Origin of the sequence: Halomonas fontilapidosi, assembly GCF_014192285.1 — a bacterium.
In the GTDB taxonomy this organism is placed as follows: Bacteria; Pseudomonadota; Gammaproteobacteria; order Pseudomonadales; family Halomonadaceae; genus Halomonas; species Halomonas fontilapidosi.
Genome location: NZ_JACHXQ010000018.1, coordinates 1 through 13,656 on the forward strand (window position 1 = coordinate 1; position 13,656 = coordinate 13,656).

The window sequence follows — 13,656 nt, forward strand, 5'->3', positions numbered from 1 at the left end:
GGTAGTGTGGGGCCTCCCCATGCGAGAGTAGGTCATCGTCAGGCACTTATTCCGAGAAAACCCCGTGTTCACCAGAGCACGGGGTTTTTTCATGCGCGGCCCATGGGCGTGCCAGCTGTTATCATGGCGTCGCGAATGATAACCGGAGATCGTTTCGTGACGTTGACCACACCGGCCCTGCTCTTTCCCGCCATCTCGCTGCTGCTGCTGGCCTATACCAATCGCTTCCTGGTGCTCGCTCAGCTGATCCGCAAGCTGGCGGACGAGGAGCGCGATCGGCATCAGTCCGGTACCGCACGCCAGATCATGTTGCTGCGCAAGCGCATCTCCCTGACCAAGCGTATGCAGGTAGCGGGTGTATTGAGCTTCCTGCTGTGTACCCTGTCGATGTTTGCGCTGTTCCTGTCGTTCGACGTGCTGGGCATGTTGCTCTTCGGCGTGAGCCTGGTAACGCTATCCATATCGCTGATCTACTCGCTCTGGGAGGTGACCATTTCCACCAATGCCCTCAATGTCCAGTTACAGGATATCGAGAACTTGAGGCAGGGCGCCGCGCCCAAGAGTTCCGAGGAAGCCAGCCCATGACCGTACCCGGTGAGCTGCTGCTCTATTGTCGCCCGGGCTTCGAGCCGGACCTGGCGGCAGAACTTGCGGACAAGGCCATGGCGCTCGGCTGGCAGGGAGAGGCCGACATCACCCCAGACGCCGGTTTCGTCCGCTTCATCACGGCTGGCGACATGCCGGCTAACGCGCTGCACCGGGCCTTGCCGCTGGCCAGCCTGGTGTTTGCGCGCCAGAGTCTGCTCGCGCTGCCGCCCCTTTCACTGCCGCGCGAGGATCGTCTGACGCCCATCATCGATCAGGTGGTGGCGAGCGGCTGGAGCTTCGAGTCGGTCTGGCAGGAGACGCCAGACACCAATGAGGCCAAGGCCCTTGGCAGCCTGATCAAGGCGCTCAAGCGGCCGCTGGAGTCGCTGCTCAAGAAGCGCGGCGCCCTACGGCGCAAGGCCGGCGGACGCCGGCTTCACCTCTTGTGGAGCGACGGCGACCAGGTGCAGCTCGGTATGAGTTTTCCCGGCAACCGCAGCGAACTTCCCGGGGGCATTCGTCGGCTGCGCTTTCCCCACCGTGCGCCCAGCCGCTCCACGCTCAAGCTGGAGGAAGCCTGGCACGAATTCATTCCGCGAGATGAATGGGATGAGCGCCTGGGGGAGGGTATGCAGGCGGCCGACCTGGGTGCCGCGCCCGGCGGCTGGACCTGGCAGCTGGTGCAGCGCGGCATGCATGTCTATGCCATCGACAATGGCCCCATGGACAAGGGACTGATGGCCACGGGACTGGTGGAGCACCTGCGCGAGGACGGCTTCGTCTGGAAACCGCCTGCCAGACTCGACTGGCTTGTCTGCGATATCGTCGACAAACCATCACGCGTGGTCGCGATGGTACAACGCTGGCTGGTGAATCGCTGGTGCCGGGAGGCCGTCTTCAACCTCAAGCTGCCCATGAAGCGGCGTTGGCAGGAGGTGGCTCACTGCCTGTCAGGCCTCGAGTCGGCCCTTGCCGACGCCGGTGTCCGACACACCATGTCTTGCCGCCACCTTTACCACGATCGCGAGGAGGTCACGGTACATGTCCGGCTCCTGGACTGATCCCTGTCGACCCGCCGTCAGTGCGTCGTCGGCTCGTAGATGCGGATACGCTCCTCCTCGGTCAACAGCGGCAGCAGGCTTTGCATGACCCGGGCTCGGGTCTCGCTCTGGTACCACTCTTTCCAGGCGCGCATGTCGCGCCACTTGGTGATCATCAGACGTCGATCGCTGTGGCCAAGTTCGACGAGGCTTTCGCCGCCGACGAAGCCGCTTGCGCCCAGCGATTGGCGCATCGCCTCACGCGCGGCTGCCTCGTATTCCTCTTCCAGGCCGGGCATGATACGACGTTCGATAATGATCTTGATCATCCATTACTCCCTTACTTCACTGTCCATCAATGAGGTCATCGATGGTTGACTCTGCGGATTCCCTGCCGGCCTGTGATACGCAACTCGATACCACGGGGCTTTACTGCCCGGAACCGATCATGTTGATGCATAACAAGGTGCGAGACATGCAGCCGGGTGAGGTGCTCAAGGTGATCGCCAGTGATCCGGCCACGACCCGAGACATCCCCAAGTTCTGCAGTTTCCTGGGGCATGAACTCCTCCACCAGCAAGAAGACGACGGCTGCTACCTCTATTTTATCCGTCTTGGCTGAGGCGCGACGAGACCCTCAGCCGGTCGGGGTGTCAACGTCGTTACCCGACATGACCATCAGCGCCAATGCCTCAAGGGTGGTGGGGTCTTCCTGGCGAATTCGGTTGGCGATCTGCCGCTGGAAGAAGTAGACCACGCGGTGTCGGCTATGGCCGGGATAGAGGCAGGCGTCACCCGGCAATATCGGGGTGGTCTCGATAAGGCGCTCATCGGCGAGCAGGGCCTCCACGGTGCCATCACTATACAGGCGCCAGCCGAACACCTGCTTGAGTTGCCAGGGCGCATCGCTCTCGTCCATGCATAGCGCATGGGTACCTTGGGTCTCGGGAAGCTGCTGGATCAGGGTGGTCTCGTCGGTCTCTTCGTAATCGAAGTAGGCGGCGGCGTGTTCGAGCTCAAGCACCTTGTGCTCGGGGGGATGCTCGAAGAGCTCCTCGGTCTCCGGGTCGCGATAGCCGATGAAGTGACCTTGCTCGGGGTCATCCAGGCGGTGGCAGGGGGTTAGGGCTTCCATCCAAGGCACCAGGCCGACCACCTCGCCGTTTTCCTGCAGGCCCCAGGCCAGCAAGGGCATGCCGTACAGGGTGTCGGTCTCCGAGGCGAGCCGATAGACCATCTCGAGATTGTCCAACTCGGGCGAAAGGCGGACCAGCCGGCGACGGGCCAGTTGGCGTTGGCGCATGGCCTCAAGGTCAATGACCCGGGCGGAGCGGGGTGACTGCGGGATTCCCATGATGTCCCTCCAAGAGCTGCGTGGTCACGGCTTCGGCCTGGTAAGCAGCGCATTGCGTCACTGTTCTCTCATCAATAGCACAGACTGATTGCCGAGGTTAAGTCCCGGTGGATCATTGGCACTGGCGGGCTAAACGTTGACGCAGTGCAGCGTGGTGATCGCGGGCAGCATGGAAGGCCGGCAAGGGGGCGTCGGCATGCGTCAACGACAGCCACGAACGCCGGTAGTCAGCCACCGCCGGCGGTGGCGCCACCTGTACCTCGAGAAGAGCGTCGATGGCCTCGAACCAGTGCCGGGCGGCGCGCTCCAGATCATCCAGCCATGCCGATAGCCGGGCCACCTCGGGGGCGTCGGCCACTGCATCAGCTGCTCCGCGGCAGGCACTTTCGGCATCGCCATCCAGGGCCTGCTCAAGCATCGTCGAGGCCTCAACCAGACGTTGCTCGGTGAGCAGCAGGGTGCGCAGCAGTTCGGCGGAGAGCGGGCGTTCCTGCAGCGTCTTGAGATGACCCTCGAGGGTGGATGAGTCGGGCTGCCAGTCGCGGTCGAACTGATGCAGCGTGGCCTCGCGCAGATACGCCAGGGCGGCGCTGCGCGGTTCGACCTCGTCGAGTGCCTCAGGGGATAGGGGGGAGCTGGCCCGCGAGAAGTTCTTGACCCACTCGTCGGAGGCGAACAGTGCGTTCCAGCTCACCTGAGGCAGCTCGGCGGTCTTGGTTCTTGTCAGGTGAGCCAGGCGCTCACGGCTGTCGGCGGAGAGTGATTCCGGCACGTCCGTGTTCCAGCAGCCGCTGAGCTTGCGCCAGAGTTGCAGTTCGTACAGCCAGCGCTGGCTGGGGGCCGCCACCTTGCCGAGCTGGTTGTTGCGCCCCGCCACCAGGTTCGCAATATGGCACTTGCGCAGGGCAAAGATATCGAGCATGCCCTCGCGCGTCTCGGCAATCTCGAAGAGTCGCTGGTCGCGTTCGGGGAAGGCCGCGATGTTGGCCGGCGCCGAACGCGAGGGCGGCTCGAGCGAGAGGGTCTCGGCCAGGTGCTGCTGGTAGTCGCGCAGCAGGGTCTCGCCGGCGTCCTCGCCGCAGCCGGCCAGCAGCAGGCACAGCATTGCCACAAGCCCTCGCATCCCGAGGCAGCGGAATGCACGGTCACCGTTATTCGGCAGGAAGTTCGATCTGTCCATGGGTCGTCGCCTTGCTGATGCGCCTGAGTCGTTCTCCCAACAGAACCGCGGCGGTGGTCAAGCCGGCAATCAGCCCGACCCAGTAGCCGTGCACGCCCAGCGGGTCGATCCACCCGAACAGACCCTGCGTGCCCAGCCAGTGTCCACCACCGAGTCCCACCAGCCAGTAGGCCAACAGGGTGATCAACATGATGATCCGCGTATCCTTATAGCCACGCAAGGCCCCGGCCAGGCTGACCTGCAGCGAGTCGGATACCTGGAACAGCATCGCCAGTCCGACCAGCGACAGGGTCAGGCGCTGCACCTCGCTGTTGTGGGTGTAAAGCTGGACCACCGGTTCGGCAGTGAGCCACAGCAGCAGGCTGTTGATTCCCGCCACGGCCAGCGCCACCAGGATACCGTTCCAGGCCACCAGGCGGGCGGCATCGGGGCGGCGCTGGCCCAGCGTGTTGCCGACGCGCACGGTCAGCGCCATGCTCAGGGAGAGGGGCAGCATGAAGAGGATCGAGGTGTAGTTAAGCGCCACCTGGTGGGCTGCCACGGTCACCTCGCCGAGGCTGGCGATGAACAGGGCAATCAGGGTGAACAGCGTTACCTCCACGAAGATCGCCACGCCGATGGGCACGCCCACGTGAAGCAGCTCACCGATCAGCGGCCAGCGTGGCGGCGTCGGCGAATGCCACAGCGCGACGTCGCCGTAGGCCCGCGAGAACCGGGTGTAGGCGATCATCGCCAGGCACATCACCCACATGGAGATCGCCGTGGCAATGCCGCAGCCCAGAGCGCCCAGGGCGGGCAGGCCCTGTACGCTGGCGGGTAACCCATCGCCGAACAGCCCCGTCAGTCCCGCGCCGCCGTAGATCAGCACGAAATTGCAGGGGATGTTCACGCCCAGGCCGACCAGGCTGATCCACAGCGAGGGGCGGGTGTGATTCATGCCGTCAGAGAACGCACGCAGTGCCTGGAAGAGCGCTACCCCGGGCATGCCGAAGGCCACGGCGGCCAGGTAGGCGGCGGCGCGCACGGCGACCTCCTGCGGCACTGCCATCAGCCGAAAGACCGGCATGACCGCGCTCCACAGCAGCGCCGCCGTGACCATGCCCAGGGCGAGGGCAATCCATAGCGCCTGATGGACGCTGGGGCGAATCCCCGCCGTGCGGCGGCCGCCGAGCAACTGGGCAACGATCGGCGTCAGACCCATCAGGGTACCGGTCATGAACAGCATCAGCGGCATCCACAGGCTGGAGCCCACCGAGACCGCCGCCAGGTCGGTGGCGCTGAGTCGTCCGGTCATCATCACGTCGACCACGCTCATCCCGGCCTGGGCCAGCTGAGCGCCGCAGATGGGCAGCGCCAGGCGCATCAGGGGGCGCGTTTCCGTGCGGCTGGTGGCCAGCAGGCGGGCAGTGAACGAGGCCAAGGCAGCGGCTCCATGCAACGAGATATGAACGGCTCCGTCGGGGACTGGGCCATTGTCAGCAGGCCGCCCAGTCTATCAGTGGGCAACGATTTTCGCTGTGCCCGACCTAGCCCCTATAATGGCGTCCTTTACGCGTTCAGGAGCCTGCGTGAGCCACCGACTCGAGGATGTGATGGCGCTGTTCGACGGCCTCTTCCTGCCCCGTTACCGGACCCGCCTGGTGCGCGGCGGCGACGAGCCGCTCTACCTGCCGGCCGACGATGCCTGCCCCTGGCACCGAGTGATCTTCGCCCGCGGCTTCTATGCCAGCGCCCTGCACGAGGTCAGCCACTGGTGCATTGCCGGGGCTCGCCGCCGTGAGCTCGAGGACTACGGCTACTGGTACCTCCCCGATGGTCGGGATGCCCGCCAGCAGCGCGACTTCGAGGCGGTGGAGGTGTCGCCCCAGGCACTGGAACTGCTCTTCTCGCGCGCCTGTGACCGGCCCTTCCAGGTCAGCGTCGACAACCTGGGCGAGGTGGACGTCGACCGCGAGGGCTTCCAGGCACGCGTCGAGGGGCGGGCAGAGCGCTATCTGCGCGAGGGCCTGCCGGCGCGGGCCGCCGCGTTCCGGCGAGCGTTGGCGGCCTTCTACCAGGAAGCGGCCGATCTCGACGCGGCCGTGGCGGCCGGGCGTGCTCGGCTGGAGTCGGCAGAATCGCGGATTTCCGAGGCGATCGACTAGGCTGTAGGGCACTGTCCAGCCGCCTGGAGCCCGACCGTGACCGACTCCCTGCCCCAGGAACGCCGCTTCCTCGCCGCCCTGCGTGACGACCGCTGGCCCGAGCCGCCAAACGAGTGCTCCCTCGAGGCGGTCGGACTCGACGCCGAAGGGCTCATCGAGCTCTTTGAATCCCAGCTGACCAGCCGCCACCTCGACCTCCATGCCCGGCGGCTGCAGGCCCGCGGCGAGGGCTTCTATACCATCGGCAGTGCCGGCCACGAGGGCAACGCCGCCATTGCCCGGGCCTTCCGCACCAGCGATCCTGCCTTCCTGCACTATCGTGACGCCGCCTTCATGATCCAGCGCAGCCGCGCCGTGCCCGGTCAGACACCGATTCGCGACCTGCTGCTGAGCTTCACGGCCTCGTCCGAGGACCCGATTTCCGGCGGTCGTCACAAGGTGCTCGGCTCTCGGCCGCTCAACATTCCGCCGCAGACCAGCACCATCGCCTCCCATCTGCCGAAGGCGGTGGGCGCGGCGCATAGCCTTGGCCTGTGGCGCCGCCTGGGCGGTGGCGGCGAGTGGCCGACGGACAGCGTGGTGATCTGCAGCTTCGGTGATGCCTCCTTCAACCACTCCACCGCCCAGGGCGCCCTCAATGCCGCGGGTTGGGCCGCCTGGCAGGGCGCGCCCATGCCGCTGGTGATGGTCTGCGAGGACAACGGCATCGGCATTTCCACGGCCACGCCGGCCGGCTGGATCGCCGCCAGCATGCGTGCCCGTCCCGGCTTTCACTACCTCGACTGCGATGGGCTCGACCTGCGGGATACCTGGCAGGCAGCCCGCGAGGCCGCGCAGGTTGCCCGCCTTCGTCGTCAGCCGGTGTTCCTGCACATGCGCTGCGTGCGCCTGTTCGGCCACGCCGGTTCCGATGCCCAGCAGGCCTACCTGTCGGCGGCGCGTATCGAGTCTGATGAGGCGCGCGACCCGCTGCTGATCAGCGCCGGGCTGCTTCGCCATCACGATGTGCTCTCGCGCGACGCGATCGCCGAGCGCTACCGGGCGATCGGCGACCGGGTGGCGCATGAGGCCGAGGAGGCCATCCGCCGACCGAAGCTCGAGAGCGCCACGCAGGTCATGGCGAGCATCGTGCCCCCGGCGCGCGCGGGTCGACAGCAACCCTGGCGGGGAGAGGTCGAGGCCAGCCCGGCGCCCATGGGCCGGTTGATCAATCAGGCGCTGCACCGGCTGATGACCCGCTACCCGCAGCTGGTGATGGCCGGTCAGGACATCGGCCGCAAGGGCGGTGTCTACGGGGTCAGCCAGCGCCTGCAGGCGCAGTTCGGCCCGCACCGGGTGATCGATACGCTGCTCGACGAGCAGAGCATCCTGGGGCTGGGCATCGGTCTAGCCCAGAGCGGCCTGGTGCCGATCCTGGAGATCCAGTTCCTCGCCTATCTGCACAACGCCGAGGACCAGCTGCGCGGCGAGGCCGCCACGCTGAGCTTCTTCTCCGCGGGCCAGTACACCAACCCGATGGTGGTGCGCATCGCCGGCCTCGGCTACCAGAAGGGCTTCGGTGGCCACTTCCACAACGACAATGCCATTGCCGTGCTGCGCGATATCCCCGGGCTGCTGGTGGCTTGCCCATCCAACGGGGCCGAGGCGGTGGGGCTCTTGCAGGAGGCGGTACGCCTGGCCGAGGAGGAGCAGCGCGTGGTGGTATTGCTCGAGCCTATCGCCCGCTACCACGCCCGTGACCTGCTGGAGGAGGGCGACGATCTCGGCTGCTGTGCCGACCCGGGCCCGGACTACCACCTGGCAGTGGGCGAGCTCGGTCAATGGGGCGAGGGAGGCGACCTGGCCATCGTCAGCTATGGCAACGGCATCCACCTGTCACGGCAGGCGGCCGTCCGCCTCGAGGAGGCGGGTGTCGCGCTGCGCCTCATTGACCTGCGCTGGCTGACGGCCATCGACCATGATGCCCTGCATTGCTGTGTGGCGGCGTGCTCGCGAATCCTGGTGGTCGATGAATGCCGGCGCACGGGCTCGCTAAGCGAGGAGCTGGTGACCGGCCTGGTGGAGCGCGGCGTGGCGGGCGGGCGCCTGGCGCGGCTGACCGCCGAAGACAGCTTCATTCCGCTCGGGCCGGCGGCCACCGTCACGCTGCCCTCGGTGTCGGCGATCGTCGAGCGGGCCCTGGCCCTGCTGGGGCGGTCGGAGGCCTAGATACGTCGTTATGGCCCCGCTCAGTCGTCGGCGTCGTCGCCGTCCAGCAGACGGCCATCGAAGGGATTGGCCTCGGGCGGCGCGACGCCCGGGGCGAGGCGCTGATGCAGGTTGAGCATCACCGCCACCTCATGCTCGGGACGCAGTGGCTCGAGGCCCAACTCGCCGAACAGCTCGCCGCGGGCGCGGGCCCAGTCGCCGGGCTCGAGCTCCAGATAGAGGCTCTCTGCCGGTGCCAGTTCGACGAAGGGGTCGAGGCCGTAGGTGTCGAAGAGTCGCGAGATCGCCGCCTCGTCGTCACTCACCCCGGCCGTGTAGAGCGTATCGCTGAAGTGGTCATTCTCCAGTTCGCGGATCACGTCCAGCGGGCTCACGCCCATGCTGTTGAGCTCCTCGAGGCTATATTCACCCAGCGAGACCATTTCGTTGTCCAGCCAGTCATCATCCGGCTGGATCAGGGTGTGCTTGACCCGCCCATCAGGCAGCGTCCAGGCGATAGCCAGCGGCAGCCCGCCGTCCTCGCCCGTCTCGACGGCGATGAAGCCGGGGATTTCCGTGTTCTCGGGGCCGGCCATGTCAAAACTCCTCATGTTCGGTGGCGGGGCGCGTCTCGCCGGTCGGCAGGCGGAAGAAGGCGAGCGCGGTGGCGGTGGTGGCTCTGGCCAGCGCAGCCTCGTCCATGCCCCGCCAGTGGGCAATCTCCTTCACGATCCAGGGCAGCAGGGCCGGTTCGTGGCGTCTGCCCTTGAGTTTGGCAGGTAAATTGCGCGGCAGCAGGTAAGGGCAGTCGGTTTCCACCATCAGCCGATCCATCGGAATCTCGCCGACCAGCTCACGCAAGTGATGACCGCGGCGTTCGTCGCACAGCCACCCGGTCAGGCCGATATGCAGGTCCAGGTCGCGATAGCCGTAGAGGGTCTCGCGGTCGGCGGTGAAGCAGTGGATCACCGCGTCACTGATATCGTCGCGCCAGGTATGCAGCATCTCGCGCATGCGCCGTCCCGCGTCGCGCTCATGCAGGAACAGCGGCTTGCCGCTCTCCGCCGCCAGGCCGAGCTGGGCCTCGAAGGCGCGCTCCTGCTCGGCGGGCGTGGAGAAGTTGCGGTTGAAGTCCAGGCCGCATTCCCCCACCGCCACCACCTCGGACTGGCCGTGCAGCTCGCGCATCGCGTGCTCCAGCGCCGGGTCCCACTGGCTGGCGTCGTGGGGATGCACGCCGGCGGTGGCGAAGAGCCCGGCGTGCTCACGGGCCAGCGCCACGGCCTGTTCGGCATGCTCGCGGTCGGTGCCGGTGAGAATCAGCGTGGTGACATTCGCCGCCCGGGCGCGGGCCAGCACCGCCGGCAGGTCCCGGGCGAAACTTTCGTGGGTCAGGTTGGCGCCGATGTCCACCAGCGGGGCCGGCGAGGTGACGCGCAGGGCCTCGGGCAGGACGTCGTCGAAGGTGTCGGTCGGGGCAACCAAGGCGGAACTCCTTCTGGGATCAGGCGCGCATTGTACCCGTCGCCACGCCGGGCCGGCCATGCGTTACACTAGCGCCCTTGATGAATGAAGAGGTGAGCGCGTGACCCTGCTACGTCTGGAACAGTTGCAACTGGCCTATGGCACCCAAGTACTGCTCGACGGTGCCGACCTGGTGCTCGAAAAGGGCGAGCGCCTCGCCCTGGTGGGGCGCAACGGAACCGGCAAGTCGACGCTGCTGAAGCTGGTGGCCGGCGAGATCCAGGCCGACGGCGGCAACATCTGGCGAGCCCCCGGGCTGAAGATCGGGGTGCTCGCCCAGGAGCTGCCGGATGCCACCGGCCAGACCATCTTTGACGTGGTGGCCCAGGGCCTGCCCGAGGCCGGTGAGTTGCTCTCCGAGTATCACCACCTGATCCACGATGAGGATCCGGACATGCGGCGCATGGCCGAGCTGCAGACACGGATCGAGGCCATCGACGGCTGGTCGTTCCACCAGCGCATCGATGTGGTGCTGACCCGTCTGGGGCTGCCCGCCGACGCCGAGATGGCCGCACTCTCGGGTGGCTGGCGCCGCCGCGTGGCGCTGGCCCGCGCGCTGGTCGCCGAGCCCGACCTGCTGCTGCTCGACGAGCCCACCAACCATCTCGACCTCGACACCATCGCCTGGCTGGAAGAGCAGCTGCTGGAGTTCAATGGCGCCGTGCTGTTCATCACCCACGACCGTGCCTTCCTCTCGAAGCTCGCCACGGCGATCCTCGAGCTCGACCGCGGGCGCCTGGGCCGCTACCCAGGCGATTACGCGGCCTACCAGGAGCAGAAGAACCACGAGCTGGAGGTCGAGGCACGCGAGCACGCCGAGTTCGACAAGAAGCTCGCTCAGGAGGAAGCCTGGATTCGCCAGGGTATCAAGGCCCGGCGCACCCGCAACGAGGGCCGGGTGAGGGCGCTGGAGCAGCTGCGCCGCGAGCGCAGCGAACGCCGCGAACGCCAGGGCAAGGCCTCGATCGCCGTCGATAGCGGCGGGCGCAGCGGCAAGCGGGTGGTGAGCCTTGAGCATGTCACCCAGCGCTTCGGCGATGAGGTGGTGATCGACGATCTTAGCCTGGAGGTCCAGCGCGGCGATCGCATCGGTTTCATCGGCCGCAACGGGGCCGGCAAGACGACGCTGCTCAAGATCCTGCTCGGCGAGCTCGAGCCGAGCGAGGGCAAGGTGCAGTTCGGGACCAAGCTGCAGGTCGCCTACTTTGATCAGCTGCGTGCCGGGCTCGAGCCGGAGAAGAGCGTCTACGATAACGTGGCCCAGGGCAGCGATCGCATCGCCGTGGGCGGCCGTGACCGCCATGTGATGAGCTATCTGCAGGACTTCCTGTTCACCCCCGAGCGCGTGCGTCAGCCGGTGAAGGCGCTCTCCGGGGGCGAGTCCAATCGCCTGCTGCTGGCCAAGCTGTTCACTCAGCCGGCCAATGTCCTGGTGCTCGACGAGCCGACCAACGACCTCGACGTCGAGACCCTGGAGCTGCTCGAGGAACTGCTGCTCAACTTCGACGGCACCCTGCTGCTTGTGTCCCACGACCGGGCCTTCATGGACAACGTGGTGACCAGCGTGCTGGCCTTCGAGGGGCAGGGTCGGGTACGCGAGTACGTGGGCGGCTACAGCGACTGGGTACGCCAGGGCGGTCGGTTACCGCCGGCGCCCTGGGAAGGGGCGGCACGCCAACATGCCGAGCCCGTGGCCCCGGCGGAAACTGCGACACCGGCCCCGGCCAAGTCAACCGCCGCGGCTGCCCCGGCGAGCCGGCCGGTCAAGCTCTCCTACAAGCTGCAGCGCGAGCTCGATGGCCTGCCGGCCGAAATTGAGCGCCTGGAGGAAGCGATCGCCGCCTTCGAGGCCCAAGTGGGCGACCCGGCCTTCTACCAGCAGGACGCCGAGACCGTCTCGGCAACCCTGCAGTCGCTCAATGACACCCAGGCCGCGCTGGAGGCAGCCATGGAGCGCTGGATGAAGCTGGAGGCGATGGCGGCCGGGGAGTGACGGGGCAGGCGCCGCCGACGTCGGGCCCGAAACAGCAAGGGCGCCCCTGGGGCGCCCTTGCGGTCCATCGGGAGGAGGGAGCCGGTTACTCCTCGCTCTCCTCGCCCTTGGCACCGACCCGCACGGCCAGCACGTCGCACTGGGCGCCATGCAGCACACCGGTGGAAGTGGAGCCGAGCAGCAGGGCGAAGCCGTGACGCCCGTGGGAGCCGACCACGATCAGATCGACGTTGTGCTCCTCGGCGAAGCGGTGGATCTCGGTGTCGGGCATGCCGACCACCACGTGCTGATTTTCACGCGGCACATGGCTATCGGCAATCTCGGACAGGCGCTGCTTGGCGTGCTCGTCGAGCTGGTCCTGGATGCTGGTGAGGTCCATGGGAATATCGCCCCCATAGGCGAAGCCCAGTGGCTCCAGGGTGTGCATGATGGACAGCTTGGCCTCGTTGCGATCGGCGATCTGCATCGCCCGCTCCAGCACCTTGTGGGAGTCCTTGGTCAGGTCGACGGCAACCAGGACATGACGATATTCATTGCTCATGGTGTGACTCTCCGTACAGCATCCAGCATGTTTGGTGATGCTTCCACTCTAGGACGGCTCGCGTGACAAGACAACGACTTGCATCAAGATTCACAGGGAGAACGGCATGGCCTGGTTGATTATTCTCGTCGCCGTGATGCTGGTGATCTCACCGGTACTCTGGCTCAAGCCGAACCCGCGCCAGAAGCGGGTGGCGCGCCTGCGCACGGCCATGAGCCGGGCCGGCGTCACCGTCAAGTTGGCGCGGCCACCGCTGCACGATGCCAAGGGCGTCATGCCCCACTATCGCTGGCCCTATCCGCCGCAGCAGCCGGGGCCAGACTTCATGCTGGTGCGAGACGACGAAGCGGGGACCTCACTCAAGGCGTTTCGCCACGGCTGGTGTTGGCGCCTCGAACCGCTGCGGCCGCTGCCTGCGGCGGCCGAGGCGCCGCTCGAAGCGCTGCTGACGCGCCTGCCCCTGGATGCCAGCGTGCTGGAGTCCAACACCGCGGCCCTCGGCCTCTGGTGGTGGGAATCCCAGGACGCCGAGCGTTTCGCTAGTTACCTGGACGACTTCACGGCTCTGCGTGATGCGCTTGCCGGATACCCCGACGACCGCGGAAAAGTCCTGCCCGTGGAGGAGCCGCGCGCCTGAAGTGGGCGGTTACTCCACGTCCTCCCGGGCCTGGATCGCCAGGCCATTCTCCTCGATACGCGACAGCAGGCTTGCCAGCTGGGCGACCTCCGGGTCGTCCAGCCCGGCCAGCATCTCGCCGCGGGCCTGGCTGACCACCGCGTCGATCTTCTCCAGCAGCGGCGTGGCCTCGGGGGTCAGGAAGATACGCTTGGTGCGGCGGTCCTGCTCGCAGCCGCGCCGTTCGATCAGTCCCTGCTCGGAGAGCTGGTCCAGGGTCCGCACCAGGGAGGGCGCCTCGACGCCGATGGCACGGGCCAGGTCGCATTGCGGCTGGCCATCACCGAGTCGCCAGAGGTGGTAGAGCGTGATCCAGCGGGTCTGGGTCAGGCCCAGCGGCGCCAGCCGCCGGTCGATGACGGCGCGCCACAGGCGCGGTACGCGGGACAGCTGGAAACCGATGTTCTGGTGCATGGGTCTGTGCATCCG

At 66.9% G+C, this 13,656-nt stretch carries 15 protein-coding genes; 7 read left to right on the forward strand and 8 right to left on the reverse strand.

Annotated features, from left to right (window positions below; all coding sequences use genetic code 11):
• The first annotated feature begins 156 nt into the window (after window positions 1–156).
• Entirely contained in the window at window positions 157–585 is a 429-nt protein-coding gene (locus FHR95_RS16710; RefSeq protein ID WP_040187792.1) for a DUF2721 domain-containing protein, read from the forward strand.
• The gene (rlmM, locus tag FHR95_RS16715) at window positions 582–1,649 is read left to right on the forward strand and encodes a 23S rRNA (cytidine(2498)-2'-O)-methyltransferase RlmM (RefSeq protein ID WP_183315270.1); all 1,068 of its coding nucleotides are present in this window, start codon (window positions 582–584) and stop codon (window positions 1,647–1,649) included. Before FHR95_RS16710 ends, rlmM begins: the two co-directional genes overlap by 4 nt.
• A gap of 17 nt (window positions 1,650–1,666) precedes the next feature.
• Here rlmM and FHR95_RS16720 read toward each other — a convergent pair whose 3' ends face one another.
• Window positions 1,667–1,957 carry an antibiotic biosynthesis monooxygenase family protein gene (locus tag FHR95_RS16720; RefSeq protein ID WP_040187790.1) on the reverse strand — a complete coding sequence of 97 codons (291 nt, stop codon included), beginning with the start codon at window positions 1,955–1,957 and terminating at the stop codon, window positions 1,667–1,669.
• A gap of 41 nt (window positions 1,958–1,998) precedes the next feature.
• Between FHR95_RS16720 and tusA the strand changes: the two genes are divergently transcribed.
• Window positions 1,999–2,250 carry a sulfurtransferase TusA gene (tusA, locus tag FHR95_RS16725; protein WP_183315271.1) on the forward strand — a complete coding sequence of 84 codons (252 nt, stop codon included), beginning with the start codon at window positions 1,999–2,001 and terminating at the stop codon, window positions 2,248–2,250.
• 15 nt (window positions 2,251–2,265) lie between these two features.
• Here the strand turns inward: tusA and FHR95_RS16730 are convergent, their stop codons facing one another.
• The 3 genes from FHR95_RS16730 to FHR95_RS16740 form a co-directional block, all read right to left on the reverse strand.
• Entirely contained in the window at window positions 2,266–2,982 is a 717-nt protein-coding gene (locus tag FHR95_RS16730; protein WP_183315272.1) for a hypothetical protein, read from the reverse strand.
• A gap of 112 nt (window positions 2,983–3,094) precedes the next feature.
• Complete coding sequence (locus FHR95_RS16735) at window positions 3,095–4,087, reverse strand: DUF3080 family protein (RefSeq protein WP_246378690.1); 993 nt, start codon at window positions 4,085–4,087, stop codon at window positions 3,095–3,097.
• A 46-nt stretch (window positions 4,088–4,133) separates the two neighbouring features.
• Window positions 4,134–5,525 carry an MATE family efflux transporter gene (locus FHR95_RS16740; protein ID WP_183315289.1) on the reverse strand — a complete coding sequence of 464 codons (1,392 nt, stop codon included), beginning with the start codon at window positions 5,523–5,525 and terminating at the stop codon, window positions 4,134–4,136.
• A 205-nt stretch (window positions 5,526–5,730) separates the two neighbouring features.
• On the opposite strand from FHR95_RS16740, the gene FHR95_RS16745 reads away from it, so the two are divergent.
• Together FHR95_RS16745 and FHR95_RS16750 are read left to right on the forward strand one after the other, a co-directional pair.
• Window positions 5,731–6,306: an elongation factor P hydroxylase gene (locus tag FHR95_RS16745; protein WP_040187785.1), complete on the forward strand. Its 576-nt coding sequence runs from the start codon at window positions 5,731–5,733 to the stop codon at window positions 6,304–6,306.
• Window positions 6,307–6,342: 36 nt separating this feature from the next.
• Window positions 6,343–8,514 carry a thiamine pyrophosphate-dependent enzyme gene (locus FHR95_RS16750; protein WP_183315273.1) on the forward strand — a complete coding sequence of 724 codons (2,172 nt, stop codon included), beginning with the start codon at window positions 6,343–6,345 and terminating at the stop codon, window positions 8,512–8,514.
• Window positions 8,515–8,534: 20 nt separating this feature from the next.
• Here the strand turns inward: FHR95_RS16750 and FHR95_RS16755 are convergent, their stop codons facing one another.
• Together FHR95_RS16755 and FHR95_RS16760 are read right to left on the reverse strand one after the other, a co-directional pair.
• The gene (locus FHR95_RS16755; RefSeq protein WP_246378682.1) at window positions 8,535–9,089 is read right to left on the reverse strand and encodes a hypothetical protein; all 555 of its coding nucleotides are present in this window, start codon (window positions 9,087–9,089) and stop codon (window positions 8,535–8,537) included.
• 1 nt (window position 9,090) lies between these two features.
• Window positions 9,091–9,978 (reverse strand): TatD family hydrolase, encoded by an 888-nt coding sequence (locus tag FHR95_RS16760; protein WP_246378684.1) that lies wholly within the window; start codon window positions 9,976–9,978, stop codon window positions 9,091–9,093.
• Between the two features lie 100 nt (window positions 9,979–10,078).
• On the opposite strand from FHR95_RS16760, the gene FHR95_RS16765 reads away from it, so the two are divergent.
• Entirely contained in the window at window positions 10,079–12,010 is a 1,932-nt protein-coding gene (locus FHR95_RS16765; RefSeq protein WP_183315275.1) for an ATP-binding cassette domain-containing protein, read from the forward strand.
• 85 nt (window positions 12,011–12,095) lie between these two features.
• Here FHR95_RS16765 and FHR95_RS16770 read toward each other — a convergent pair whose 3' ends face one another.
• A complete protein-coding gene (locus FHR95_RS16770; protein ID WP_040187764.1) occupies window positions 12,096–12,551 on the reverse strand; it encodes a universal stress protein in 456 nt (151 codons plus the stop codon).
• A 106-nt stretch (window positions 12,552–12,657) separates the two neighbouring features.
• On the opposite strand from FHR95_RS16770, the gene FHR95_RS16775 reads away from it, so the two are divergent.
• Window positions 12,658–13,188, forward strand: a complete 531-nt coding sequence (locus tag FHR95_RS16775) for a preprotein translocase subunit YajC (protein ID WP_183315276.1) — start codon at window positions 12,658–12,660, stop codon at window positions 13,186–13,188.
• Window positions 13,189–13,197: 9 nt separating this feature from the next.
• Here the strand turns inward: FHR95_RS16775 and slyA are convergent, their stop codons facing one another.
• The gene (slyA, locus tag FHR95_RS16780) at window positions 13,198–13,641 is read right to left on the reverse strand and encodes a transcriptional regulator SlyA (RefSeq protein WP_183315277.1); all 444 of its coding nucleotides are present in this window, start codon (window positions 13,639–13,641) and stop codon (window positions 13,198–13,200) included.
• Window positions 13,642–13,656 lie beyond the last annotated feature (15 nt).

What these genes read in the sequence shown, in the direction of transcription:
- FHR95_RS16720 (WP_040187790.1), bottom strand. Translation starts at nt 1,957, where the DNA reads ATGATCAAGATCATTATCGAACGTCGTATCATGCCCGGCCTGGAAGAG.
- FHR95_RS16740 (WP_183315289.1), bottom strand. Translation starts at nt 5,525, where the DNA reads ATGCGCCTGGCGCTGCCCATCTGCGGCGCTCAGCTGGCCCAGGCCGGG.
- slyA (WP_183315277.1), bottom strand. Translation starts at nt 13,641, where the DNA reads ATGCACCAGAACATCGGTTTCCAGCTGTCCCGCGTACCGCGCCTGTGG.
- rlmM (WP_183315270.1), top strand. Translation starts at nt 582, where the DNA reads ATGACCGTACCCGGTGAGCTGCTGCTCTATTGTCGCCCGGGCTTCGAG.
- FHR95_RS16775 (WP_183315276.1), top strand. Translation starts at nt 12,658, where the DNA reads ATGGCCTGGTTGATTATTCTCGTCGCCGTGATGCTGGTGATCTCACCG.
- FHR95_RS16735 (WP_246378690.1), bottom strand. Translation starts at nt 4,087, where the DNA reads ATGCTGTGCCTGCTGCTGGCCGGCTGCGGCGAGGACGCCGGCGAGACC.
- tusA (WP_183315271.1), top strand. Translation starts at nt 1,999, where the DNA reads ATGGTTGACTCTGCGGATTCCCTGCCGGCCTGTGATACGCAACTCGAT.
- FHR95_RS16755 (WP_246378682.1), bottom strand. Translation starts at nt 9,089, where the DNA reads ATGGCCGGCCCCGAGAACACGGAAATCCCCGGCTTCATCGCCGTCGAG.
- FHR95_RS16770 (WP_040187764.1), bottom strand. Translation starts at nt 12,551, where the DNA reads ATGAGCAATGAATATCGTCATGTCCTGGTTGCCGTCGACCTGACCAAG.
- FHR95_RS16730 (WP_183315272.1), bottom strand. Translation starts at nt 2,982, where the DNA reads ATGGGAATCCCGCAGTCACCCCGCTCCGCCCGGGTCATTGACCTTGAG.